Origin of the sequence: Paenibacillus sp. FSL R5-0345 (assembly GCF_000758585.1) — a bacterium.
Lineage (GTDB): Bacteria > Bacillota > Bacilli > Paenibacillales > Paenibacillaceae > Paenibacillus_AQ.
Genome location: NZ_CP009281.1, coordinates 985,121 through 1,009,728 on the forward strand (window position 1 = coordinate 985,121; position 24,608 = coordinate 1,009,728).

21 protein-coding genes are annotated in these 24,608 nt (G+C 43.5%); 14 read left to right on the plus strand and 7 right to left on the minus strand.

Annotated elements, in window-relative coordinates; genetic code table 11:
- Positions 1 to 327 precede the first annotated feature (327 nt).
- Genes R50345_RS04315 through R50345_RS04335 form a run of 5 tightly spaced genes read left to right on the plus strand, consistent with a single transcriptional unit; the run spans position 328 to position 6,330 of the window.
- Entirely contained in the window at positions 328 to 1,131 is an 804-nt protein-coding gene (locus R50345_RS04315; protein WP_042124392.1) for a nucleotidyltransferase domain-containing protein, read from the plus strand.
- Positions 1,132 to 1,173: 42 nt separating this feature from the next.
- Positions 1,174 to 2,556 (plus strand): 3' terminal RNA ribose 2'-O-methyltransferase Hen1, encoded by a 1,383-nt coding sequence (locus R50345_RS04320; RefSeq protein WP_042124395.1) that lies wholly within the window; start codon positions 1,174 to 1,176, stop codon positions 2,554 to 2,556.
- The gene (locus R50345_RS04325) at positions 2,556 to 5,177 is read left to right on the plus strand and encodes a polynucleotide kinase-phosphatase (protein WP_042124397.1); all 2,622 of its coding nucleotides are present in this window, start codon (positions 2,556 to 2,558) and stop codon (positions 5,175 to 5,177) included. The genes R50345_RS04320 and R50345_RS04325 overlap by 1 nt, the downstream gene beginning before the upstream one ends.
- A gap of 38 nt (positions 5,178 to 5,215) precedes the next feature.
- On the plus strand, positions 5,216 to 5,770 hold the full coding sequence (locus R50345_RS04330; RefSeq protein WP_042124399.1) for an RNA 2'-phosphotransferase: 555 nt from the start codon (positions 5,216 to 5,218) through the stop codon (positions 5,768 to 5,770).
- 38 nt (positions 5,771 to 5,808) lie between these two features.
- The gene (locus R50345_RS04335) at positions 5,809 to 6,330 is read left to right on the plus strand and encodes a mismatch-specific DNA-glycosylase (protein ID WP_042124400.1); all 522 of its coding nucleotides are present in this window, start codon (positions 5,809 to 5,811) and stop codon (positions 6,328 to 6,330) included.
- A 399-nt stretch (positions 6,331 to 6,729) separates the two neighbouring features.
- On the opposite strand, the gene R50345_RS04340 is transcribed toward R50345_RS04335, so the two are convergent.
- Positions 6,730 to 7,665, minus strand: a complete 936-nt coding sequence (locus tag R50345_RS04340) for an MraY family glycosyltransferase (protein WP_042124401.1) — start codon at positions 7,663 to 7,665, stop codon at positions 6,730 to 6,732.
- A 169-nt stretch (positions 7,666 to 7,834) separates the two neighbouring features.
- On the opposite strand from R50345_RS04340, the gene R50345_RS04345 reads away from it, so the two are divergent.
- Positions 7,835 to 8,533, plus strand: a complete 699-nt coding sequence (locus R50345_RS04345) for a YjjG family noncanonical pyrimidine nucleotidase (RefSeq protein WP_042124402.1) — start codon at positions 7,835 to 7,837, stop codon at positions 8,531 to 8,533.
- A gap of 62 nt (positions 8,534 to 8,595) precedes the next feature.
- Here the strand turns inward: R50345_RS04345 and R50345_RS04350 are convergent, their stop codons facing one another.
- The gene (locus R50345_RS04350) at positions 8,596 to 9,573 is read right to left on the minus strand and encodes a ring-cleaving dioxygenase (protein ID WP_042124403.1); all 978 of its coding nucleotides are present in this window, start codon (positions 9,571 to 9,573) and stop codon (positions 8,596 to 8,598) included.
- 166 nt (positions 9,574 to 9,739) lie between these two features.
- Between R50345_RS04350 and R50345_RS04355 the strand changes: the two genes are divergently transcribed.
- From R50345_RS04355 to R50345_RS04365, 3 genes are all read left to right on the plus strand, one after another.
- Positions 9,740 to 10,546, plus strand: coding sequence for an AAC(3) family N-acetyltransferase (locus R50345_RS04355; RefSeq protein ID WP_042124404.1), 807 nt, complete (start codon positions 9,740 to 9,742; stop codon positions 10,544 to 10,546).
- A 96-nt stretch (positions 10,547 to 10,642) separates the two neighbouring features.
- Entirely contained in the window at positions 10,643 to 11,575 is a 933-nt protein-coding gene (locus R50345_RS04360) for a manganese-dependent inorganic pyrophosphatase (protein WP_042124406.1), read from the plus strand.
- 183 nt (positions 11,576 to 11,758) lie between these two features.
- Positions 11,759 to 12,865: a Glu/Leu/Phe/Val family dehydrogenase gene (locus R50345_RS04365; protein WP_042124408.1), complete on the plus strand. Its 1,107-nt coding sequence runs from the start codon at positions 11,759 to 11,761 to the stop codon at positions 12,863 to 12,865.
- 238 nt (positions 12,866 to 13,103) lie between these two features.
- On the opposite strand, the gene R50345_RS04370 is transcribed toward R50345_RS04365, so the two are convergent.
- Positions 13,104 to 13,787, minus strand: coding sequence for a peptidylprolyl isomerase (locus R50345_RS04370; RefSeq protein ID WP_042131856.1), 684 nt, complete (start codon positions 13,785 to 13,787; stop codon positions 13,104 to 13,106).
- A 204-nt stretch (positions 13,788 to 13,991) separates the two neighbouring features.
- Between R50345_RS04370 and R50345_RS04375 the strand changes: the two genes are divergently transcribed.
- The gene (locus tag R50345_RS04375) at positions 13,992 to 15,197 is read left to right on the plus strand and encodes an MFS transporter (protein ID WP_042124410.1); all 1,206 of its coding nucleotides are present in this window, start codon (positions 13,992 to 13,994) and stop codon (positions 15,195 to 15,197) included.
- Positions 15,198 to 15,291: 94 nt separating this feature from the next.
- Here the strand turns inward: R50345_RS04375 and R50345_RS04380 are convergent, their stop codons facing one another.
- On the minus strand, positions 15,292 to 15,696 hold the full coding sequence (locus R50345_RS04380) for a hypothetical protein (RefSeq protein WP_042124412.1): 405 nt from the start codon (positions 15,694 to 15,696) through the stop codon (positions 15,292 to 15,294).
- A 224-nt stretch (positions 15,697 to 15,920) separates the two neighbouring features.
- Between R50345_RS04380 and R50345_RS04385 the strand changes: the two genes are divergently transcribed.
- Positions 15,921 to 17,819: a sensor histidine kinase gene (locus R50345_RS04385; protein ID WP_052414460.1), complete on the plus strand. Its 1,899-nt coding sequence runs from the start codon at positions 15,921 to 15,923 to the stop codon at positions 17,817 to 17,819.
- Between the two features lie 113 nt (positions 17,820 to 17,932).
- Positions 17,933 to 19,843, plus strand: a complete 1,911-nt coding sequence (locus R50345_RS04390) for a sensor histidine kinase (protein WP_231574218.1) — start codon at positions 17,933 to 17,935, stop codon at positions 19,841 to 19,843.
- Positions 19,844 to 19,859: 16 nt separating this feature from the next.
- Here the strand turns inward: R50345_RS04390 and R50345_RS04395 are convergent, their stop codons facing one another.
- A complete protein-coding gene (locus R50345_RS04395; RefSeq protein ID WP_170880314.1) occupies positions 19,860 to 20,099 on the minus strand; it encodes an NHLP leader peptide family RiPP precursor in 240 nt (79 codons plus the stop codon).
- Positions 20,100 to 20,193: 94 nt separating this feature from the next.
- A complete protein-coding gene (locus R50345_RS04400) occupies positions 20,194 to 21,129 on the minus strand; it encodes a hypothetical protein (RefSeq protein WP_042124416.1) in 936 nt (311 codons plus the stop codon).
- A 103-nt stretch (positions 21,130 to 21,232) separates the two neighbouring features.
- Between R50345_RS04400 and R50345_RS04405 the strand changes: the two genes are divergently transcribed.
- Complete coding sequence (locus tag R50345_RS04405; protein ID WP_042124418.1) at positions 21,233 to 21,526, plus strand: hypothetical protein; 294 nt, start codon at positions 21,233 to 21,235, stop codon at positions 21,524 to 21,526.
- A gap of 41 nt (positions 21,527 to 21,567) precedes the next feature.
- Here R50345_RS04405 and R50345_RS04410 read toward each other — a convergent pair whose 3' ends face one another.
- Positions 21,568 to 23,478 (minus strand): beta-N-acetylhexosaminidase, encoded by a 1,911-nt coding sequence (locus R50345_RS04410; protein ID WP_042124420.1) that lies wholly within the window; start codon positions 23,476 to 23,478, stop codon positions 21,568 to 21,570.
- Between the two features lie 84 nt (positions 23,479 to 23,562).
- On the opposite strand from R50345_RS04410, the gene R50345_RS04415 reads away from it, so the two are divergent.
- The gene (locus R50345_RS04415; RefSeq protein WP_042124422.1) at positions 23,563 to 24,417 is read left to right on the plus strand and encodes an AraC family transcriptional regulator; all 855 of its coding nucleotides are present in this window, start codon (positions 23,563 to 23,565) and stop codon (positions 24,415 to 24,417) included.
- Positions 24,418 to 24,608: the final 191 nt, after the last annotated feature.

Consider the following 24,608-nt stretch of genomic DNA (forward strand, 5'->3'; position numbering starts at 1 on the left):
GACAGAAACTGGATAGTTAGATTATGCTTTTGGAGATGTGTTAGGTAATAAATGGAACTGAGTGTATACAAAATGATCAGGGGGTAAGGACAGATGAATGAGAATATGAATAATCAGCTTTCGTTTTCGTATAATGTTTTTTCATATGTTCGTCCATCTCTCACCTTGGCTTACAGGTCAACCTCAGAACCAGTGTATTCATTTCCGGTTAAATAACATTTCATTATTACCCGGTAAATATAACTGTAATCAGGTTGAAGCCCGACCATGGACGATGGAGTCCGTGGTCTTTTTTGCATATTCAGAAGTTAAAAGGGAGGAATTAAGATGAAGGGAATTCATCAATCGGTCATTCAGCAGCTTCGGACTATCGAATCTGAAGAAAATGTTCGCATTCTGTATGCGTGTGAATCGGGTAGCCGGGCCTGGGGGTTTCCATCCAAGGATAGTGATTATGATGTTAGATTCCTATACATACGGAGACCTGAGGCGTATTTATCCATTTTTAAGCACAGAGATGTAATAGAGCGGCCGATCAGTGAGATGCTTGATATTAACGGTTGGGACTTGAAGAAGGGGCTTAATTTATTTCGAAAATCAAACCCACCACTGCTGGAATGGCTAGAGTCCCCTATCCGCTATGAAGAGAAATACGCTGTAGCCGAAAGGATCCGTGCACTCTCACCACAAAGCTTTTCGCCAAAATCATGTATTTACCACTATTTGAACATGGCGCGGGGAAATTACCGGGATTATCTGCAAGGCAGTGAGGTTAAGATTAAGAAATATTTTTACGTATTAAGACCACTCTTAGCATGCGCTTGGATTGAAAAATATAACGAAGTGCCACCACTCGATTTTAACATTCTTGTACAGGATCTGATTCCGCATGGTTCTGAATTACAGGAAACCGTACAGAACCTGTTATCTCGCAAAATGTCAGGTGAGGAACTAAATCTGGAGCCGCGCTTGGATGTAATCAACATGTACTTGGAGGAACGAATTGTTCATTACGAGGCGGTTGCTTCTGCTTTTGAACAGAGCGTAGGTGTTATGGATGAAGCGTTAGATGACTTGTTCCGATCAGCACTGATAGAGGTCTGGGGGGAAACGGGGCAGTGGAGCTGGTAAATCAGAATTTCAATAATTGTTAATTAAGGAGAGGTGAAGTTTATGCATTTGATCATCAAGGCGACAGGTGCAGGGGCGGGGATGTTGTCCCACCTGTTGGCCAAAAACCCGCATAATTTATATGACAGGAGCGATAAAGAAGCTAGAGTGCGCATAGTGTTCACCACCGCTTCCGACGAAGAGACAGAGGCTGTTATCTATGTCACACCTGATCCAATTGCTCTAGTCAAAGGAAATGCTTCTCATAATGACATCACACAATATATAAACGACCGGGAGTTTGTTACGAGCAGCCGCTTCTGCTCCTATATCCGTCCAGCGCTAGGTACAGCTCTTAACGGAAAGCCTAAGGAGGCAATTCTGCCTTGGGTAGATCACAAATTCCAATTGGAACTGTCCTTTGGACCGGTAGCATCGAACTTGCCTGATCATACGATTGAGGAATTATTTCATGCGCTTGGTTACAAGCTTGAGCTTGAAAGAGGAGATGCAGTGTATTCTTTTGATTTAAAAAGCCGAAGTTTTGCTCGATACATTAAGCTGCGGGGAGAGCAGACGCTGCAAACGGCCCTCCGTCAATTGTTCATCCTGATTCCGGCATTGGATGATGATAAGCATTATTTTATTAGTGATGATGAGATCGAAAAAATCAAGCGTTACGGTGAGGGGTGGCTGGATAGACATCCGTTGCGTGCGTTAATTCTCAAACGGTCACTACGATTTGCTAATCTTATTAAGCAATTTGATGGTGATGAACCAGACTCTTTTTCTGAAAAGGTGCCTGTTACTCCTGCTGAGATTTCAGCTGAGCCTAAAGTCAGATTAAATGATCTGCGTTATGCGGCGATTGCGAAAGTAGTTGAAGGAATGGACTTCAAGAGTAGTATCGTCGATTTTGGTTCCGGTGAAGGAAAGCTTTCGGCAAGACTCGGCAGTGTGCCTGGTGTAAAGCAGATTTGGGCGGTTGAACCTTCCGCTAACTCACAGCTGCGAGCAATGGATCGCTTCTCGAAGCTTGAAGATCGGGCCGGAGTTACAGTACCAACGCCAGTTACCGGCTCTTTGTTTTACTTCGATGAATCGCTGCGGAACAAGGATATCATGATTCTATGTGAGGTTATTGAGCATATCGACGAATTTAGACTGACTCGAGTGATGGAGACCATTCTGGCGGAATATTGTCCTAAGGTATTAATTCTGACAACACCGAACAAGGAGTATAACGAGGTGTATGAGATGGATTCGGAAGAAATGCGGCATGGAGACCACCGGTTTGAGTGGGGACGAGCAGAGTTCTCAGCTTGGTGTAACCTCTGGACGAGCTCCTTTGATTATTCGGTTAATTTTAAAGGGATTGGCGAAGCTTCGGACACTTTTGGATACCCGACGCAGATGGCGATATTTAGTAGGAAGGAGACGTTGTAATGACTATAGAAGAACAAAAAGAAAGGCAGCGAACCATTCCTTTTCCACATGCAGGAATTATTGTATTGGTCGGTCCATCCAATAGTGGGAAGACTACTTTACTGCGGAGATTAGTCGATGAAGGAACGCTATTGCAGACTGAAATTGTCTCGTCAGACGATTACCGTACTATGCTTGGTGACACTGATTTTATGGAGTGGAAGAATCGTCCTCGCGAGGAAGCGGATATTATTTTTAATGATTATCAGTTGCTCTCGAGTTTAGCATTTGAAGCAATGAATTCAACGATTGCCATGCGCTGTCGACTAGGGAAGCTGACAGTAGTGGATGCTACACATCTGCAAGAGGAATACCGTAAGCAATATTTAGATTTGGCAGACAAGCATAATGTTCCATGTTTGGCTTGGGTGCTCGATGTTCCAGAGGAAACGCTGCTGCAGCGGGATGTTCAGCGTGAGCATCCGCGTGGTCGTCAGCGGGTCAAACAACAATATGGTCAGTTCAAGCGTTCGTTGCGCAGCATTAAGGACGAGGGCTTTACTTCGGCTTATTTTTTGAAACATGCTGAGGAAGTGCTTTTTGAACGTAAGCAGAACCCGCTATGGGTTGAAATCGGCGCAGGGCTTGATATTATAGGTGACATTCATGGTTGTTACGAAGAGATGATCGAGCTGCTAGAAAGATTGGAATATGCGGAAGACGAGCAAGGACTGTACAAACATCCCGAGGGCAGGCTGTTAGTTTCTGTGGGTGATGTGATGAGCAGGGGACCTGAATCGCTGAAGACGATGAGGTTCTGGAAAAAGCATGTAGATGCTGGAATCGCCCGCATGATCGACAGTAACCATGGCTGGAAAATCGCCCGTTACTTAGACGGACGTAAAGTTACATTGAGTCATGGAGACGAGAATATCGCCGCTGAGCTGGAGGCATTTGCACTAGAAGCAGGCGATGAGGAAGCAACAAGGCTTAGGGAGGAACTCAAACAGTTTCTATTGTTCGCACCTAGTCATCTAGTGTTTGGTCGCAATGGTGTACGACGAGTTGTAGTTACCCATGCCGGAATTTGTGATGAATATATCGGCAAGCAGTCCAAACGGATTCAGGACTTCTGCCGATATGGGGACACTGATGGAATGGATGGCAAGGGTGCTCCTGTAAGGAAAGAATGGTATGTCGAACACGAATCTGGGGAGATCATCGTCTGGGGGCATGATCCTAGACCTTTCCCGACAGTAGTGAAAAATACAGTGAACATTGATCAAGGCGCTGTTTTTGGCGGATCTTTAACTGCGTACCGTTACCCTGAAGGGAAATTTGTTAGCGTTAAAGCGAAGCGCGATTATGCAGGTGATCCGGATAGTCCGTTAATTCGTTGGGAGCGTGGAAGATTCTCGCCGCCTAACCTGCGTAAATTCGTGGAGGGATACTCGGTCCAGACTGATCTTTATGGTGAGATCACTGTACGTGGAGAATTTGTTAAAGCAGCGATAGATACGGTTTCCCACTTCACGGTTCCACTAGAGGAACTGGTTTATATCCCCCCGACCATGAGTCCGCCGCCTTCAGTGTCTATAGATGAGAACTATCTGGAGCATCCGCGTGAGGCTTTTGCTTATTTTCGCGCACAAGGTGTTAAGACAATGATTGCGGAGAAAAAACATATGGGCAGCCGGGCCATCCTATTGTTATTCCGGGATGAAGAGGCAGCGTTACCGTATGTGGGCAGGCCGTCGTTAGGCACGATTTATACACGTACTGGCAGAGCTTTTTTTGACAGGGATACTGAATCTGAAGTGTTACGTAGGCTGAACGCGGATCTCGTGCAGGCGAATTATTTTGCGAAAAATAACACGGATTTGCTGCTCCTAGATGCGGAAATCGTACCGTGGAACTTGAAAGCGCGTGAGCTGATTTCCTCCCAATATGCACATGTGGCTGAAGCAGCACTGTTAGATCGGGAGCATCTTTTGGAGAAACTGCGTGAGGCTGAAAGATCAGGGCGAGATGTTACCTCGTGGATACAGGAAATGGAGGAGAAGCTCCAGAATGCTCATCTTTTTAAGGAAGCCTTCCAAAAGTATTGCTGGGACGTAAGTGGATTAGAGGGGATTAAGATTGCTCCCTTCCACACGCTTGCGCATAGCGGACAAACTTTCTTTGTGCACAGCCATCTTTGGCATATGGAGCATAATCGTGAACTAGCGGGGTTGTCACCTTTATTTATGGAGACTGAATACCGCACGGTATGTAATGAAGCGGACGAGGAACAGATAATCCGTTGGTGGGAAGAGATGACGGAGGATGGGCATGAAGGGATTGTTATCAAACCGGAAACATTTATAACACGTAATGGAGATAAGCTGGTTCAGCCTGCACTCAAGGTGAGAGGGCGTAAATATCTGCATATTATCTATGGAATAGATTATTTACAGCCGGACAACCTTGTGCGCCTCAAGCAGCGCAAAACGAGCAAAAAAGAACGTCATGCTTTGATGGAATGTGCGCTTAGCCGGGAATCGGTAGAACGGTTTATTCGAAAAGAACCGATAGAACGTGTACATGAATGCGTGCTTGCTGCGATGTCTCTGGAGTCCGATCCGGTAGATCCGCGGCTGTAGAAGAATAGAAATGAGTTATGAATTGAGGTAGAAATATAATGTTAAGCAATGCTACAGAAGTGTCGTTAAGCAAATTTATGACTAAATTGCTCCGGCATACTCCAGAGCAGTATGGCCTTATTTTGGACCCTGAGGATGGTTCCTGTACGTTAGACGAATTGCTGTCCGTGCTTGTGAAGTCTCCTAGATGGTCTGAGGTAACTGCGGGAGATATTCGGCAAGTGGTTGCAGGCTGTGAGAAGCAACGGATTGAAATTGAAGGTGAACGAATCAAAGCGCGGTATGGGCATAGCCATACGAAAATCACTTATGAGCCGGGGACTCCTCCACCTACGCTATATCACGGTACCCACTCTGGTGCGCTTCCTGTCATTATGGAGGAAGGACTCCGACCAATGGGACGGCAGTATGTTCATTTGTCCGAGGGGACACATTTTGCCAGTCTGGCTGGAAGTCGTAGAGGGAAATTGATTTTGCTGACTGTTGATACGATTAGCGCTGGTCAAATGGGTGTAACCTTTTATTATGCAGGTAATGAGGTCTGGCTGGCGGCACCAGTTCCGCCTTCCTGTCTTAGTATTTACACCCAATAGGGAAATAAGAGCGTTGTTTTGGTAGGAGGTAAAATCACATGGATGAAATTCCAGATCATTTAGATCACGGACTACAGATCGTATTTATAGGTTTTAACCCGAGTATCCGCTCAGGTGAAGTGGGGCATCACTACGCAAATCCGCGTAATAATTTCTGGAGAATCTTGCATCAGTCGGGACTTACGCCTCGGTTGTACGACGCTTCTGAGGACGGGGAGCTGCTTAAGCTGGGTTATGGTTTTACGAACATTGTTGCTAGGCCTACACGCGGAATCGATGATATTACTCGTGAGGAATATAATGAGGGCCGCGAATTGCTTCGCTCCAAGCTGGAGTTATATCGCCCACAGGTGGCTTGCTTCGTTGGAAAAGGTGTATATACAGAGTTTAGCCGGAGAAAAAAAGTCGATTGGGGATTCCAGGGAGATGTGTCTCCTACGGTAGATGGTGTACGTGAATTCGTCGCCCCCTCTTCCAGTGGATTGGTTAGAATGCCGATGGATGAGATCATTGGCATTTACAGTAGATTGGCTGAGTTTACGCAAGAAAGTGACATCTGAGATGATGTGATGTGTTTGGATGCGTAGGCAGGGAGTTAAATTTGGGATATGAGTAGATACACTGAAGAGAACATTGATTAGCGAACTAAGTAGAGGTGCGATTAGTGGAATCAATGAATTGAGACTTTGCGAGTGTAGCTAACGGACTCAGGTGTCGTTATTGGAAGGGAATCGTCGACGAATAACGCTTCCTGGGTCAGACAGCCCCAAGGTTAGTTAGATCGGCGTACGCACCACAGCCCAACTTAGATCCCGAGGACCATAATAATCCGGATTCTTCAAGTAGCTTCAAACAAGAAACGAGCAAGTCTCCATACTGGAAACTTGCTCGTTTTTATTACTTCAATGGCCTTCTTGATGATACTTTGTTTATAACGATATTCCTTCGCTAACAATACATCAAGTCTCGATCAACAACAGAATGATAGAGGATAGGGATAGACAAACGCTGATCAAGCATAACACGGCAACGACTTGCTTCTGGCTCAGACCTGCACGGAGCAGGCGGTAATGAGCCTGGGTAGCATCAGCCTGATAAATAGACTTGCCTTGGATAAAGCGCTTGACGACGACGAAAATATTGTCGAAGATCGGAACGCCCAGCGCCAGAATCGGGATGAATAGCGACAGGGCTGTGGCTTGCTTAAACGCGCCGTCGAGTGCTATTACCGCAAGAATGAAACCGAGGAAGGTTGCCCCGGCGTCGCCCATAAAGATTTTGGCAGGCGGTTTATTATAGCGTAGATAAGCAATGGTAACGCCGACGAGTGCAATCGCCATAATCGCAGAAGAGGATTGCCCCTTAGTTAATGCGACAATAAATAGTGTTATAGCTGAAATAGCCGTCAAAGCACCAGCCAGACCATCCATGCCGTCCGAGAAATTAATGACAGTGGTTACGCCAAAGATCCAGATAATCGTTAGCAGAAACTGTAATACTACGGGTAGAACGATATAATCCCCTGAGAAGGGGTTGTAGAAGCCTGTAAATGCGTTGCCAGAAAGATATACAAGGACAGCCGCACTAACCTGAACAATCATTTTTGGCAGTGCCGGGAAATCTTTACCTTTTGTTTTGTACCAGTCATCTATGGTACCTATGGTTAGCAGCAGCACGCCTCCTGCAAACAGTGCGACGGTCTCCATGGAGAATTCACGGGCAAATACCAGATAAGTGATAAAGAATCCGATGAATATGGCGTAACTGGCCGTTAGCGGTATAGGTTCTCTATGGATTTTACGCTCAACGTCTTGACGGGGCTTGTCCACAAAATCAAGCCGGAAAGCCAGTCTGCCGAGCGGCGGAATTAGAAAGTATACGATAGAAAAAGACATTAGAAACGATAAAACGTATAATATGACGCTCACCACCGTTTTCTTTTTAAAATAACACAGTTCGCTTAAAACTACCTTAAAAAAGTAAATTTTTGTCGTCTGGCTGATAAGTTGACTTGATTGTATCACTGTAGTACCTTTTTGAGAAAAGAGTTTTGGGGGATATTGTATGAAATACGACGTTATTTTATTCGATGCTGATGATACACTGTTTGATTACGGAATGGCAGAAAGCCACGCACTATCTAACGCATTTTTACACTTTGGTTTGCCAACAGGTGCTGAGGACTATGCTGCAAGTTATCAGGAGATCAACCATGCGCTGTGGCGGGATTTGGAGCAAGGGAAGATTAGTTCGGCGGCATTACGTGTGGAACGGTTCAATCGGTTATTTGCTGCAAATGCGCTGGAGCTGAATCCTGAGGCTTTTAGTGAAGCCTATCTACGTTTCTTAGGCGAGGGAACTTTTCTGATTCAGGGAGCGATTGAGCTGTGCGGGGAACTTGCGGACTGCCGATTAGCAATCATCACGAACGGAATTAAAGAAGTGCAAACCTCCAGAATTCAAGGTTCGCCGCTTAGTGAAACATTTGAGCAGATCATTATTTCTGAGGAGGCTGGCTGTCAGAAGCCGGAGACAGGGATTTTTGATTATGCTTTTGCTAAATTGGGGATTTCGGATAAGGAAAAAGTGCTGATTGTTGGTGACTCCTTAACCTCTGATATCCAAGGCGGAATCAATTATGGGATCGATACTTGCTGGTTTAACCCGTTGGGTAAAGAGAACACGTCGGCTGTTCAACCGAAATATGAAATTCGAGATCTGTCGGAGCTATTAGACATTGTAGGGAAGACAGCTAATCTTTAATGAAAAAATAAGGTGTGAGCGCATAAGCGACTCACACCTTTTGTTAAATGAACTGAAGAATCTTACTGCCGAGTATTCAGCGGTTTAAGATAAGCTTCGATTTGCTCGCGTTTGGATTCAAGAAAAGGTGGCAAGGCAAGGGATTCGCCTAGGCTTTCCATCGGTTCATCAGTAGCAAATCCAGGTCCGTCAGTAGCCAGTTCAAAAAGAATACCGTTAGGCTCACGGAAATAAAGGGAGCGGAAGTAGAAACGATCCACGAATCCGGAGTTAGGAAGCTGAGCTGTGCGTATATGTTCGACCCATCGCTTTAATTCCTCCTCATTATCCACGCGGAATGCGACATGGTGCACACCACCTCGTCCTAAATGCTCCTGATCTAGATCATTACGTTCCTCCAGGTGAACTTCTGCGCCCGATCCGCCTTCTCCAGTCTCGAATACGAGCACATCTGGCTGGCCCGCTACGCTTGAAGGATAAGTGCCTTTGCGGCGGAAGCCAAGCAATTGCTCCAGTACAACCGCTGTATGCTCTGCACTTTCAACAGTAAGATGTGCGGGACCTAGACCGATAATCCCGTACTCAGCAGGTACTGGGCTTTTGGCCCAAGGCATTCCGCCGGCTACACCGTAATCATTTTCGTCAGATACGAGAATGAAACGTTGCCCTTCGTGATCGCGGAAGGATAAAGTCTGGCGACCGCCGAGTGTTTGAATCGTTCCGTGCTCTACGTTAAGCTCAGTGAAGCGTTGCTTCCAATAGGTAAGTGCGGCATCACTCGGTACTCGAAGAGAGAGCGCGGAGATGCTGTTATTACCTTTACGGTTGCGACCCGCCATCGGGAGTTCAAAGAAAGTTAATTCGGTTCCGGGATTACCCTTCTCATCACCATAGAATAAATGGTACACTGAAATATCATCCTGATTTACTGTCTTTTTAATGAGACGCAGTCCAAGGACTTCGGTGTAGAACTTGAAGTTTTCCTGCGCTTTGCCTGTAATTGCGGATACGTGGTGCAGTCCTTTTAATGTTAAAGTCATGTGAAATTACCTCCGTGTAAATGCTGAATGTGAGCAAGTTATATTGTGATCGTTCTATAATTAGTGAATATTATTAAGTTACTATAATTTTAATAGTAAATCAAAACAATTGCAAGTTTATATTTATGAATCGCAAAATCTATTCCATACATAAGGAGAGCGTACAATGCACACAACAACTAGCTTGATGAAACAATTGCAGGAGCTGAAGCTTGATCCACACGGAACCATTCTGGTTCACTCTTCATTAAAAAGCGTTGGCGAAGTAGATGGAGGTGCGAACACAGTACTGGATGTACTCAGTGAGTATATGAAGGACGGACTGCTCGTATTGCCAACACATACATGGGCTTATATTAATGCGGATAATCCGCGGTTCTCAGTTCTAGATTCCCCATCTTGTGTAGGTATATTACCGGAACTGTTTCGTAAACGTCCTGATGTCATTCGCTCTTGGCATCCGACACATTCTGTAGCGGCTTTAGGTGCAGATGCTGAGCAGTTCACTACGGGAGATGAACGCTGGGATACGCCGTGTGCCCGTGGCTCAGCATGGGGCAAGCTGCTTGATCGGAAGGCGGAAATTGTACTGCTGGGCGTTGATCTGCGGCGGAATACGTTCATTCATGGCATTGAAGAGTGGGTCGATATTCCAGGTAGAATGACGGATAGTCATGAGGAGTTATACATGGTGACACCGGATGGAGATGAAATCATGGTGCCTTCCCGCAGACATTGTGGTCTCTCTTGGTCGGAGCATTTTTGGAAAGTGGAACGCGAGCTTGAGGAAGGTGGTGCCATGCGAAAGGGGAAATTTGGAGATGCGCTGGTTAGGGTATGCGGGACGGTAGAAACTACGAATATTCTGAGTCAGATGTTGAAGGAAAATCCAGATCTTTTCTCGGACAATGAACCGCTGCATGGTGAAACCAAACCAGATCCGCTTCCAAAGACTAGACGTGAACAGCCTTAGAATGGCCATAAAGCATTTTTTCAAACTGGACAATCTGGAAGCCGCTATCAATGTATGGTATATTAATCTCACTAAAACATAGTAAGGAGATTGGAAATGGAAAAAACTTTGGTTTTTGGACACAAAAATCCGGATACGGATACCATTTGTTCTGCAATTGCTTATGCTGCACTCAAAAAGGAATTGGGTTGGGATGCTGAGGCCGTTCGTCTGGGCGACGTTAGTGGTGAAACGCAATTTGCGCTTGATCATTTCGGAGTCGCTGCTCCTCGTCTGGTAGAGAACGTTGCTGGTGAAGCCAATCAGGTTATTCTTGTTGACCATAACGAACGCCAACAAAGTGCGAATGACATTGATCAAGTACGTGTGGTTGAAGTTATCGACCATCACCGGATCGCAAACTTTGAAACTGCACATCCGTTGTACTATCGTGCTGAGCCAGTAGGCTGTACAGCTACTATTCTTAACAAGTTGTATAAAGAAAACGGAGTTGCTATCCCTAAAGAAATCGCTGGATTGATGCTGTCTGCCATCATTTCCGATTCCTTGTTGTTTAAATCACCGACATGCACAGCGGAAGATGTAGCAGCAGCACGCGAGCTTGCTGAAATCGCTGGTGTAGATGCAGAAAGCTACGGTCTTGATATGTTGAAGGCTGGCGCTGACCTTAGCGACAAGAGTATCGCTCAACTGATTTCCTTGGATGCAAAGGAATTTAAAATGGGTGAATACAAAGTAGAAATCGCACAAGTAAACGCGGTGGATGTTAATGATGTTCTCTCCAAGCAAGCCGAACTGGAAACTGCACTTACTTCCATTATTGCTGAAAAAGAATTGGATCTGTTCCTGTTCGTAGTTACAGATATCCTCAATAACGATTCCGTAGGTCTGGCTCTGGGCCGTGTTGCAGGAGCAGTAGAACAGGCGTACAACGTGAAGCTTGATGACAATAAGGCACTTCTCAAAGGTGTAGTATCCCGCAAATCGCAAATCGTACCTGTTCTTACAGAAACCATTGCTAAGCTGTAACGCATGCTGACCCTTGCACTCTATTCTGTGCAGTAGCATTCATATAAGAGCCGCGTCATCCATTAGAAGTTATGAGGGTGACGCGGTTCTTTTTGTTTTACGACGCATTCTGCTACAATACTTTGAGAGGTAAGAGTAATCACCAACATGTGGAATATAACAAAAAGACAGGGGATATTAAGAATGGAATTGTTTGCAGCAATGGAGCGGGACGATTACGAAGAACTGTTGTTTTGTCAGGATAAAGCATCAGGGTTAAAGGCCATCATTGCCATTCATGACACAACACTGGGGCCCGCACTGGGTGGTACACGGATGTGGACCTACGCTACAGAAGAGGATGCAATTGTTGACGCACTTCGATTAGCAAAAGGAATGACATACAAAAATGCAGTATCGGGTCTGAACTTAGGCGGTGGGAAGACAGTAATCATAGGAGATCCCAAGAAGGATAAGAACGAAGCGATGTTCCGTGCTTTCGGAAGATACATACAGGGCTTGAATGGACGCTATATAACTGCCGAAGATGTTGGCACAACAGAAGAAGATATGAACATAATCTATCAGGAGACAGATTATGTTACAGGTACATCACCTACATACGGCTCCTCGGGCAATCCGTCACCAGCTACGGCTTATGGCGTATACCAAGGGATGAAGGCAGCGGCCAAAGCGGCATTTGGCAATGATTCACTCGAAGGGAAGACTGTCGCTGTTCAAGGCGTTGGAAATGTAGCTTTTTCACTCTGCAAGCACCTTCATGAAGAGGGCGCTCAGCTTATTGTAACTGATATTCATAAAGAAGCTGTGGCGCGCGCGGTAGAGGCTTATGGTGCTAAAGCCGTCGATCCCGCAGATATTATCAGTGCAGATTGTGATATTTATGCTCCATGCGCACTCGGAGCAACGATCAATGATGAGTCTCTTCGGGTAATTAAGGCGAAGGTGATCGCAGGTGCGGCCAACAATCAGTTAAAAGAGGCCTATCACGGCGATACTCTTCACGAAATGGGCATTGTGTATGCTCCTGACTATGTGATTAATGCCGGTGGCGTTATTAATATCGCGGATGAGTTGAACGGTTATAATAGGGAGCGTGCGTTTAAGCAGGTTTCGAAAATTTATGATAACATCACCCGCGTACTGGAAATCTCACGTCTAAATGGGATTCCAACTTCTGTCGCGGCAAATCAGCTTGCAGAGGAACGGATATCCTTATTAAGAAATACTCGTAGTACTTTCCTGCGTAACGGCCAACATGCTCTTAGCAGAAGATCACTACGGGGATAAGTTGCATAGGTACTTAAATTAGTCTTTTCACATAAAAGCGCCATTGTCGTCCCTAAAGGACGGTAAGCTTATATTTTCAAAAAAAAACTCGGTAGTCCCTCCGAATCACATTCCGGATGGGAGCATACCGAGTTTTTTTAAATATAAGAATTTATAAGTTTCACGTTATATTATCCTTATATTTTTTCTCGCATAAACGCTTACCGTCCGTTAAGGACGCCGAAGGCGTTTTTGCTCGTTATTGTACCTTTTGTGGTTCCGGGTAAGTGACGCCTAGTGTGTCGACGGTTACTTTCTTCATCACCGGTGGCTCTTCCGGACGATCTGAACTGTCTGTTTTCAAACCGACAATAGCTTTAACCACGTCCATGCCTTCGGTAACTTTACCAAAAGCAGCATAGCTTCCATCTAAACTAGGATATGCTGCATCCATAATAAAGAACTGGGAACCGGCAGAATCTGGAGCCTGCGATCTTGCCATGGACAGAACACCCTCCGTATGCAACAGGTTATTAGTAAACCCGTTTCCGGAGAATTCTCCAGCTATACTATACCCTGGGCCACCCATACCTGTACCATCAGGGTCACCGCCCTGAATCATGAAGTCAGGAATTACTCTATGGAATATGGTGCCGTCATAAAATCCTTTTTGAATCAGTGAGATGAAATTGTTCACAGTGTTAGGGGCAACTTCAGGATAAAGCTCGGCTTTGATGATGCCACCGTTATCCATCTCAATGGTCACTATGGGGTGGCTTGCTGTAGCTGAAGGAAGTCCTTCGTTAGCCCCGGAATTTGTCTCAGTGCTTGTGTTATTTCCTGCTGCTCCGCTGCTGCTTCCATTATTACTGCTGGCATTGTTATTGGTAGGCTTATTCCCGCAACCCGCTGCAATAACCATCACCAGGCATAACATGACCATTAGGATAGCAGATCTTGCTCTTGTAAACTTCACTAATCAATCTCTCCTTTTTCTTGAATAATCTCGTAGGTACTTCTCATAATAACCTCTTTGTCCCTTTACATGCAAAGGTCAGTTGTGACTTGTGGGATTGGCACATTCTTAAAAGAGGTTTACAATAATAGGAATGTTTCCGCGAGAACATCAAGAAAGGATGTGTAGATCATGCGCTTTTCATGGAAACGGAACTTAATCGTGCTTTGGGTGGGTGTCTTTTTTTGTAGTACGGCGTATTCGATCTCTATTCCGTTCCTCTCTATTTTTTTGAGTGACGAGCTTGGGGTTACGAATCATTTGGAAATTTGGTCTGGGGTTAGTTTTGGCATAACCTTTCTAGCCAGCGCTTTAATTTCTCCCTACTGGGGTTCCCTCGCCGACAAATACGGTCGGAAGCCGATGCTTATTCGCTCGGGCTTTAGTTTGGCAGCCTTATATCTGATTAATTACTTCGTGCATGATCCTTATGTCTTTCTAATCGTGCGCGTACTGCAAGGGCTGCTCGCTGGATTTGTTCCCGCTGCGATTGCCATGGTGGCCACGAACACTCCTGAAGATAAGACAGGATACGCGCTGAGTATTATGTCTACGGCCGGAGCAACAGGTAGTATCATTGGTCCGTTGATCGGCGGTTTAGTGAGTTTTTACACTAGCAATCGGGTTGCTTTTTTATTCTCAGCAGGTATTGTGCTTGTTTCGGCACTTATCGCTACTTTCTTTGCTAAGGAGGAGAACTTTGATCGATCTGCTCCGAGATCCCATGTAAGTGATGATATCAAGGAAGCGAGAAGTAATCGCGCATTTATGACTTTGCTATTGTTGGCGGGGATTAGCACCTTTTCAGTTATGATTCTGGAGCCGCTTATTCCGATACATTTGCTAGACATGGGAATCGCCAAAAGCAGAGCCTCGCTTAGCTCAGGAATTGTATTCTCTGCTGTGGGTATTGCTACTGTGCTAATGGCTCCGCAGTGGGGTAGAATCGGAAGCCGTAAGGGCTTTGGAATGATCTTGTTCATTGGTTTAATTGGTGGAGGTATCGGTAATATTCTGCAGTTCTTTGTTACAGGTTATGTGGAATTCGCCGTTCTTCGTTTTGCTTATGGCTTGTTTTATGCCGGTGTACTTCCATCTGTAAATGCAATGATTGTACAAGTGATTGAGCCCGGATTTCGTGGACGTGCTTTTGGTCTCAATCAAGCGGCATCTCAACTCGCGACAATGGCCGGGCCTATTATAGGCGGCTTACTTGGGGCATTTATCCAGATTCGTTGGGTGTTTGTAATCAATGGGGTGATGCTGCTTGTAGCAGCGGTATTGGTGAAGACCCGCAAGCTGGATGCACAAATCGCAGCAGCACGTTCAGCAGAATAACCATAGTGCTTCAATAGTAACCCTTACTGAGGTCAGCACTTGTATTGAAAAACAAATAAAGCCGCCGGATTCTAGCCCGGCGGCTTTATTTATTCTAATCTCCATGTGATCCGTTTAAGACGTCTGTTCCGGGCATGCCATCCACTGGCGGTGAAGCAGGATCGATGATGGATCCAGGATACACCTCATCTGCATCGGGAATATCCTCCAGTGGCGGATCCTCCTCTTCCATCTCTAGTAGCTCCTCGTCCTCAGCATCATCCATATCCCTGCTTGTTAGTCCTGCCGTTTCAGCAGCCAGGAATGCATCGGATTCCAGTAAGTCATTTCTTTCGAGTGTTTCCTCAGGTTGGTTTAAACCAATATCCGCCGCCAAATATTTATCTCCAACCAACACGGGGTCGGCATCTTCATTGACAACATCATCTACATCAATATCTGCTTGTATATAACGCTCATATACAAAATCGGCTTCAGTTTTATTAGGTGTATCTTCCATAGCCGTTCACTCCCTCAGTAGGATAAGATTTGGACTTCTCTTATGTATCTTTACCCGAATGCCTATGATCGAATCGTTTTACAAATAATCAGGGAATTAACGCTGATAAATAACGTCTTTTTTCGAGAAAATTTACAAGAATAGGCAGGAATAGTGCGAACGTTGTCGAAATTAAGAATCATATATGATCATTTAAACAACTAATGAATTACTGAGGTGCTACGATGAAGTTGCCAAAACCAAAGATAGCGGCTACTTTGCTATTATTTCTATTGCTAACAGCAATAGTGCCTTACGGTGCGGCGATAGTGAGTGCTGGATCATCAGACTCTGCGCTGCCGGGTTGGGAAATTAGATTTGGAAATACTGAAGTAGAGACTGTCGAAGAAGCTGTAGCAGCTTCAGATGATGAATGGATTCGCGTAACGCCTCAAGATAATAAACCAGAGACACCAAGAGGTGTATCCTCAGCGTGGCTCCGGTTTTCTTTGCCGCAATTAAGTGACAAATCAGCATTGTTCATTAATAAGATATATGGAAATAGCGTTAAGGCTTATCTGAATAACGCGTTAGTATACGATTCTGAGGATAAGTATAATTTCAACGGCAGTAAAATTCTAATTCCTCTATCCAAAGAAGATGGAGGGCAAAAACTATACATATGGACCCAGGGAGGAAGCAAGGATTTAGGGATTGAAGGTGAAATAAGAGTAGATCGTTACAGTACGTTGTTGTCCATTTATGTGAAGCAGGGCTTACTGGATATCATCATTGGGACGACGTTTATCTTTGTAGCTATTGTGCTCTTGATTTGCTCGCTATTCATGAGAAAAGGATTTTTTACAGACGGATTTTTGCTGGTGCTAATTCTTTTATCCATTGGAGTAATAGTGGTTACGTATTCTTCGTTCTTGCCGATCGTCCTCGGTGATTATGGGAAAATCGTGCTTGTTTTTTTTGATTTAGCTTTGTATACCTTATTGCCATCCTTAACATTTTATTTTGAGAAAATTTTCGGTTCAGGGAAAAAACAAATCGTCACCCGATTCCGTAAATTTCAAATGGTTTATTCTATATTCTGTTTTTCTCTAATGGTTGTTAATATCCTTCTGTCGTATCAGCTGGAAGACTTTTATAGATTTATGACAACTAACGTTCTAGGCATCTTTATGATTTTGCAATTTATATTATTGGTAAGCTTGGCGTTTATTCATACTTATCGCGGCAATGCAGATGCCATTGTTTTCACTACAGGGTTTACTATATTTTCTTTTGTATCTCTTACTGAATTGGTCGTGTACTACATATCCAGAGAATCCTATCAATTATATTGGTGGAAGTGGGGGTTGATGTTTTTCGTATTATCTTTAATCGTCATACTAGGGAGAAGGTTTACGAGAAACCATGAACAACTCGTTGAATATTCTCGTAGGCTTGAGAAGTTCAATAATGATTTGCAGCGCTCCGAGAAGATGGAGATTATTAGTGAATTAGCGGCTTCTGTAGCGCATGAGGTACGAAATCCCTTGCAGGTGACCCGTGGTTTCCTTCAGATCCTAGGGGAACGGTCAGATCATAAGGAGAGGGAATATATGCAGATGGCCATCGCAGAACTGGATAGAGCCACAGTTATTATTTCAGACTTCCTTACCTTTGCTAAGCCGGGCTTGGAGACTATTGAAAGGCTTGATGTATCCGAAGAGTTACGCCATGTTTCTGGTATTCTTTCTCCGCTTGCCAATTTACAAGGGGGAGTGATTGAACTCAACCTACAGTCAGATCTCTGCGTAATTGGGTCATCTGCCAAATTCAAACAAGCCTTTATTAATATTATAAAAAATAGCATCGAAGCTTTGCAGGATAATGGACTGATTAGAGTTACAGCCTGGGAATTCGGAGCTCATGTAATGATTAGTGTACGTGATAACGGGGAAGGGATGAATGGCAGTGAACTAGCCCGATTGGGTGAGCCTTATTACTCTAATAAAACAAAAGGAACAGGGCTTGGACTTATGGTCACCTTCCGAATTATTGAAGCGATGGAAGGGACAACGGAGTTTCAAAGTGAGAAGGGGGAAGGAACGGAGATTATCATCAAGTTACCAAAGTATAGAAAAATTTAGGAGAAATTTATGATTATTCCGTTTTTTAGGAGGAAAGGGTAGTGTAGTGAGCGAAGTAGTACACACAGAATATTGTTTCTGAAACTTCCTTCTGAGGTGCCTATATGCGCTTGATGGTTAAAATACTCCACATTGTTATCATCCTTTCTTTCCTCTGGATAGGTTTAGATTCTATTATTGTATCGGCGGCAAACCCATATTCATCTCAAGAAATTACAAAGTGGCAAATGAAATGGGGGCCTGAAACAGGAAATACAGAAAAAGAGGTTCCGTGGAGTGAAGGCCAGCAAAGCTGGATGAACGTAGATTCTAAGAAGGGAATCCCAGATTTACCTTCAGGGGTATCCTCTTCTTGGACCCGTATTGCCTTACCTGATCTTACATATGTATCTCCTTCGGTGTATATCGATACTTTATATGCTCTTGATGTAAAGGTTTATGTGGAGGAACGTTTGATCTTCGAGGAAGATCGTAATTATATCAAGGATAATTATTCTTTGCTGTTGCCTTTAAGTAAAGAAGATAAAGGGAAAACACTATATATCTGGACAGCAACGATGCAAGACAGAATCGGAATTAAAGATAGTGTTGTGATTGGTGAACACAGTCAATTAATAAATAAATATATTGAGAATGGACTAAGCGATGTGATTCTGGGCTGCGCTTTTTTTCTGGTGGCCATTGTTCTATTTATAAGTGCCTTTTACATAAACAAAGAATATTTCTCCAGTGTTGCCTCATTAGCAGTGGTTATAGCGTCTACAGGCATCCTTTCATTAACCTACTCCCCCTTCATTTATACCTTTTACAGTAAATTGGGACCAATCAGCAATGTCTGCTTGGACTTAGCCCTTTTTTCACTTTTACCGGCCCTCACCTTTTTATTTGAAAAGTTATTCGGTAGCGGTAAGTTCAGTATCATTCAAAAATTTCGTAAATTTCAAGTCCTTTACTCCTCTTTTTGTTTCCTATGTCTTTTTATCAATCTCCTATCAAATAATCGTTATATTGAGTTCTATTATTTTGTTTCTACCACTATTATAGGGTTCATCTTCATCCTCCAATTCATCCTATTAATCGTATGTGTGGTGATGTTCTCACTTAAAGGAAATAAAGATGCTGATGTTTTTGCTATTGGATTTGGGATCGCAGCGTTTACAGTAGTTGCAGAGCTACTATGGTATTACATCCAAAAAGGGAACTATGATTTGTTCTTGTGGAAGTGGGGGCTTGTTGTTTTCATTATTTCCTTGATCGTAATCCTGGAGCGGAGATTGGCCTATAGCCATCAACAGGTTGTTAATTATTCTAGAGAATTAGAGCGTTTCAACAATGAATTGGAGCGTTCAGAAAAAATGGAGATCATCAGCGAGCTTGCTGCATCCGTAGCCCATGAAGTGCGAAACCCACTACAAGTAACTCGAGGCTTCCTTCAGCTGATTAGCGAGAAGTCCGTTAACGAAGAACAAATTTATATGTCAATGGCCTTAAGCGAACTTGATCGCGCATCTAATATAATTACCGATTTCTTGACCTTTGCTAAACCAGAATTTGAGACGATCTCTAGCCTGAATTTATATGATGAATTTAAGCATATTGAGAGCATTATGCAGCCTCTTTGTCACATCAATGGAGGAAAGATGATTCTGGATGTATCCGGTCCATTATGGGTAAAAGGAAATTCCTCGAAGTTTAAACAGGCGTTCATCAACATTATCAAGAACAGTATTGAATCTTTCAGAGAGGAAGGGTTCATTTATATGTCGGTGTACGGCGAAGATGATAAAGTGATTATTCACATCAAAGACAATGGGGAGGGAATGGACGCTGATGTTCTGCACCGACTCGGAGAACCGTATTTCACGAAGAAAAATAAAGGAACAGGATTAGGCTTGATGGTTACTTTTCGTATCATAGAAGCTATGCATGGCGAAGTAAGATTTACAAGCAAAAAAGGAGTAGGAACCGAATCCATCACCATACTGCCATTGGCAGAAGCTCCGGATGATTCCTACTCCCTATGAGGTTAATCTTGCTGTCTTACCAAGAACCGCGTGGGGCTGCGGTTGCTTTCAATACATCTGATGATGGACTTGGTGGGATTACAAGATAGAATTCATTTGAACCTTCTTCAACGGCTTTCAAGGTAACGCTGTCGGGAATGATTACGCCTAGCGCTTCTTGGAGAGCTGCTTTTGGATCTGCGAGTAGTCTTTGCTTGAAACTTGGATCTTCCCATGCCTTTTGAATGACTTGATTTCTAAGAACTGCTTCTGACATAATAATCACCCTTTCCGAAATGTATATATTTACCTTAAATAATATAACATAGCAATTGTGCTAATACTATTCTTTTTTCTACAAAATAATAGAATTATTGTATATTTTTTGAAAGATAATAAAATAAGCCTCCACCTTGTAATAGCTGCTTTTCTGCTTCAATTGAATCAGAGATCTGTTGTAAGTTCGTCACTAGCATAGAATGAAATGCAAGAAGATGAGGTACATCTAAGCTGGAAGCTATCACTTTATGATGTGTATCCTGCGCTAATTCGGTATAGGTATGTAGTCCGCTTGCAGTGAATAGGAAAAATTCGACCTCATTCGATGTGAGTGAGGTTTCTTTATCAGTGGATAGATTACTCCGTGTAAGTGAGAGTATACAATTATAGCTGCCTTCTGCTAAATCTTCTTTCCAGTCTTCATAGTCGTCAAGCATTTGTAGGGTAAGTAGAACGGAGTCGATCATTTCCTCAGTCTGCGGGACAAGAGAATCTTTACCAGATAGAAGAAGGGCAGCAGTGCTGGATAATTTGAGCGGACTGGCTTTATAAGAGATTTTGATTCGATCGCTAAGAAAATAATCGCTGGTGGATTCATTACTAACACTGTCTGCCCATTGAGCAATATAGCGATTAAATGAAGTCCAGAAAGAGGAGTCATTCGGAAATAAACCTCTGTAGATATTCAAAAATTCAACATAGAGCAGGTTCGCCAAAGGTAGTCTTTCGTATGTAGAGGATTCTTTGCTATCCATCAGGTCATCTTGTATGAAAAAATATAGCATAAAGAAGACATTGCCCATCGACATTTGACGGGTAATTTCTGCTGAGAGTCCGCAGCCTTTCTGAAGCCAAAAGGGTAATAGATAACATATGTAATTTTTGTGGCTTTCCGCATTAAATACGTTAAAATGTTCAAGATAGGACATGCCTTGTGAATTTAGAGGCGCTGGAAATTCGGAGATGATCTTTTTGCTCTCTTGAAATACTAAGCGGAGTTCTTCTTCGTAATCATTTAGCCAATCCATTGCATCTCTCCTCTAATGAAATTACAAAAATCTGGTTCTTTCGCCCTGATTATATCCTTCTCTTTATTCCATTACAACTAAAATTTAGGAGGTTTCAGGACAAATGGAGTGCTATACTTTGGGTCAAATGCTTATGACGATTCGAATGGGGCAAAAGGCTGAAACGCCAGACGGCCGCATTGTGATGCGTACCTCTACGGGTCTTATTTGGAGAAACGGGATCTTGAATGGAAAAACAGTAGAAATCAAGGATTATTTGTTCTCTGATTTGTGGCAAATCTATGAGGATGAGGAAAGTATGAAAGAGGGAATTGGCAGAGAAAAGCATGAGGAGCGGGAGCGGGAGATGCTTGAAAATCAATATGAAGAGCTGCGCTTAGCGAGTCGAAAACGCTAGATTTAACGTTAAACTCGCCAAGCGCAGCTAGGATGAGGAAATTACTTCGATTTCAATGCTTCGTATTGACCTCTTAGACGTAGAAGTCTCCAAATACTTTGATCCAAGCCACCGAGTCGGTTGCGCTCGGTCCACAATAGACGATATTGATGAAGAAGAACATTCAAATCATTGATTTGCTCCGTAATCAGGTTAGGGTCAATCGAATCTGGTGAGGATGCCAGCTGCAGTTTGATTCTGCCAAGCTGCACAGCGTGTTTCACAAAATGGATTCCGTTACTCAGTTCCTTTAGGACAAGATCAGCATCATCACATTGTAGATCAAGTCCCGAGAGACGTGCCTCGATAGAGAGCATGTATTCTTCGAGATTGTTGAAATGTTCTTCGGTAAGTTTCTCTACAATTAACAAATTGTCGAGATTAGTGCGAAGAAGCAGGGACATTTCCGTATCATTTGAACGAATAATCTCGGATTCAAGCTGATAGTAATTGCCGAGATCAAGGAGTAGTTGACCAATACCCTCGGAGCGATCGGCAAAGATGAATGTATTTAGGTACTTTGCAGTGTTCACTTTTAGATTGTTATCTACATTCCAGGCAAGTGCAGCACCGTAAACATATCCAGTATAGCTGATTGGGAGATGCTGCCAGTGTCCGTGATCCCCCCAATCGGTAATGAGATAGCCGATGGCACCGTTATTCTTGCCATGAATAGCAGCGCTACGCAGATTGGCAAACATATTGTCGCTACGCCCTGTAATGGAGTTCCATGAGCTGGTGCCTGGGCAGACATAGAAAGGAATACCTGCTTCACGGAATTTGAGGGTATCCGACTCGAAAGGATGTTCCGCACTATATCCCCATTCCATTGCAATAATGTCTTTAGGAAGATGAGGAATCAGCTCGGGATGCTGGATAATAATATCACCCCAGAATTGCATCGTTTTGCCGCGTTTCGTAACGAGTTCATAAATCTTCTGAAGAAAAGATAAATAGATCTGACCTTTGCCTTGTGATTCAGCTAGCGCTTTGCTTTTGCCAAGACCTAGCTCATACGTCTCATCACAGCCTACATTAAACTGATTAGAGGTAAAGTAAGGAAGCAGATCATCGAACATTTTTTCTAGCAGAGGGAGTACGGCAGGGTCTTCGGTGTCAAACGTACCGGGATGCATAAATAACCCTTCTGGATATACATCTGCCATGTACAATTCCTTAGGAAGCATGAATCCCTCTGGAATTTCCGCCATAGCATTGAATTCAGGACGGGAAAGCCAGCCTTCCATATGTCCAAAGCTGTTCTGGTTTGGAACAAGCTCAATATATCGCGCCTTACAATAGGCATCTAGAAGCAAGATTTCCTCGCCAGTAATCGGAGTTTCAAGCTCCCACACTTGAGGGAAAGATTCATACGCGAACGGAGCACCTTCTATATATAGCTGAACTTGGTTCATCTTCAGATCGGCCATAAGGTCAATGATTCGGTACAAGGTTTCTTGCTTTGGAATTTTATTGCGGCTGATATCAATGGTAATCCCGCGAGCTCCAAAATCAGGTTCATCGTGAATATGCAGATGAGGAATAGATCTTCCGCTTTGCTCAATAATTTGTTTCAGGGTTGCTACGGCGTAGAAAGCCCCGACAGGTGAGCTATAGGAGACAACGATACCGCTTTGATCAATAACAATCTCATATGCCTGCTCTGATAAGGATGGCACATAGCTAAAGATACAAGCGGATACTACCGTTGGGCGTATGCCAATGGATAAAGTTAAATGAAGATTTAAGGCTTGTTTAATCACAGCTTGCAGCTTTTGTGCAGCCGGCATTGCACCTTGTTCTCCCATACTAGGAAGCACGATGCTTCCGCTTATTGGGAAACGGAATGAACCTTCGGACAATGTGATTTCACGCGGATTAGGTACAAGCAGTAGTGTAGAATGATTAAGCATAGCGTGGACACCTCTTATTCATGTAGAATATGATCAACTTCACAATAACCTTATCACTACTAAACAAGGGGAGGAATGTCTATAATGTCCAAGCACATGGATTATATGATCAGTCCATATCCAATACGAATTATTGATCCGAAGGTTGAGTCCTCCAAGCTGAAGCTTAAAAATATAAGAGTAGGACAAGCCGGTCATTTGCCGGGAAGAACGTTATTCCGGTCGGGCGTAATCTTTGAACACTGGGCAATTGTTTACATAGTATCTGGTGGCGGCACTTATATGGAAACTTCGGGTAAAGAACAGCAGGTGCGTGAGGGCAGCTTATTCTTTTTTCGCCCAGGATACAGTTACAATTTCGGTCCACCATCTGGAGGGAGCTGGGATGAGTATTATATTAACTTTAATGGGACACGTGTATCGGAATGGCTGGAGTCGGGTCTAATTGCTGGCGGGAATGTGTTCCAAGCAAATTCGATCATGGGTCTTTCGACCTTATTTGAAGAAGTGCTAGAGCGTATGGAGAGTGGAGAACCTGCAGATGCGGATCGGGCCGCATTACTCGTTGAAAGAATGCTATTGGAGTGTTCATTTATAATAGAAGAAAAAAGTTGGAATGCCCAGGCAGATTATATGCGTCAAATCCGTGAGGACCTTAATTTATGCATTTATGGTGAAATGGACCTAGAACAAATTGCGGCTAAACATCATATTTCGATGTCTACACTTCGTCGTCTTGTTCGTCGTAGTAGCGGTTATCCGCTTCATGAATATATTCACCGTCTTAAAATGGCAGAGGCTAAAAAGCTGCTTCTCAACACCTCATTACAAGTGAAAGAAATCTCTGGTATGCTTCATTATAATGATCCGTTCTATTTTTCACGTTTATTTAAAAAATATATGGGGATCGCGCCGCAACTTTGCCGAAGCAACATATAAAACGACATGACTCTACTAGAGTCCCATTGACAATTATTTAAATTTGTATAATGGTGTCGTTTTATAAGTTATGTTGAAAATAATGGATGTATTTTACATATATATGTTAGTTCTTATTAACTATAACGGAATAAATACCAAAATTTAGGAATAAATCCTTCTAAAAAAATAATAAATTTTTTGTAACTATT

Coding starts and splice junctions, on each gene's coding strand:
- R50345_RS04360 (WP_042124406.1), top strand. CDS start 10,643: ATGGAAAAAACTTTGGTTTTTGGACACAAAAATCCGGATACGGATACC.
- R50345_RS04405 (WP_042124418.1), top strand. CDS start 21,233: ATGGAGTGCTATACTTTGGGTCAAATGCTTATGACGATTCGAATGGGG.
- R50345_RS04385 (WP_052414460.1), top strand. CDS start 15,921: ATGAAGTTGCCAAAACCAAAGATAGCGGCTACTTTGCTATTATTTCTA.
- R50345_RS04350 (WP_042124403.1), bottom strand. CDS start 9,573: ATGACTTTAACATTAAAAGGACTGCACCACGTATCCGCAATTACAGGC.
- R50345_RS04315 (WP_042124392.1), top strand. CDS start 328: ATGAAGGGAATTCATCAATCGGTCATTCAGCAGCTTCGGACTATCGAA.
- R50345_RS04390 (WP_231574218.1), top strand. CDS start 17,933: ATGGTTAAAATACTCCACATTGTTATCATCCTTTCTTTCCTCTGGATA.
- R50345_RS04395 (WP_170880314.1), bottom strand. CDS start 20,099: ATGTCAGAAGCAGTTCTTAGAAATCAAGTCATTCAAAAGGCATGGGAA.
- R50345_RS04325 (WP_042124397.1), top strand. CDS start 2,556: ATGACTATAGAAGAACAAAAAGAAAGGCAGCGAACCATTCCTTTTCCA.
- R50345_RS04410 (WP_042124420.1), bottom strand. CDS start 23,478: ATGCTTAATCATTCTACACTACTGCTTGTACCTAATCCGCGTGAAATC.
- R50345_RS04370 (WP_042131856.1), bottom strand. CDS start 13,787: ATGGTCATGTTATGCCTGGTGATGGTTATTGCAGCGGGTTGCGGGAAT.
- R50345_RS04330 (WP_042124399.1), top strand. CDS start 5,216: ATGTTAAGCAATGCTACAGAAGTGTCGTTAAGCAAATTTATGACTAAA.
- R50345_RS04415 (WP_042124422.1), top strand. CDS start 23,563: ATGTCCAAGCACATGGATTATATGATCAGTCCATATCCAATACGAATT.
- R50345_RS04375 (WP_042124410.1), top strand. CDS start 13,992: ATGCGCTTTTCATGGAAACGGAACTTAATCGTGCTTTGGGTGGGTGTC.
- R50345_RS04380 (WP_042124412.1), bottom strand. CDS start 15,696: ATGGAAGATACACCTAATAAAACTGAAGCCGATTTTGTATATGAGCGT.
- R50345_RS04400 (WP_042124416.1), bottom strand. CDS start 21,129: ATGGATTGGCTAAATGATTACGAAGAAGAACTCCGCTTAGTATTTCAA.
- R50345_RS04355 (WP_042124404.1), top strand. CDS start 9,740: ATGCACACAACAACTAGCTTGATGAAACAATTGCAGGAGCTGAAGCTT.
- R50345_RS04345 (WP_042124402.1), top strand. CDS start 7,835: ATGAAATACGACGTTATTTTATTCGATGCTGATGATACACTGTTTGAT.
- R50345_RS04335 (WP_042124400.1), top strand. CDS start 5,809: ATGGATGAAATTCCAGATCATTTAGATCACGGACTACAGATCGTATTT.
- R50345_RS04320 (WP_042124395.1), top strand. CDS start 1,174: ATGCATTTGATCATCAAGGCGACAGGTGCAGGGGCGGGGATGTTGTCC.
- R50345_RS04340 (WP_042124401.1), bottom strand. CDS start 7,665: ATGTCTTTTTCTATCGTATACTTTCTAATTCCGCCGCTCGGCAGACTG.
- R50345_RS04365 (WP_042124408.1), top strand. CDS start 11,759: ATGGAATTGTTTGCAGCAATGGAGCGGGACGATTACGAAGAACTGTTG.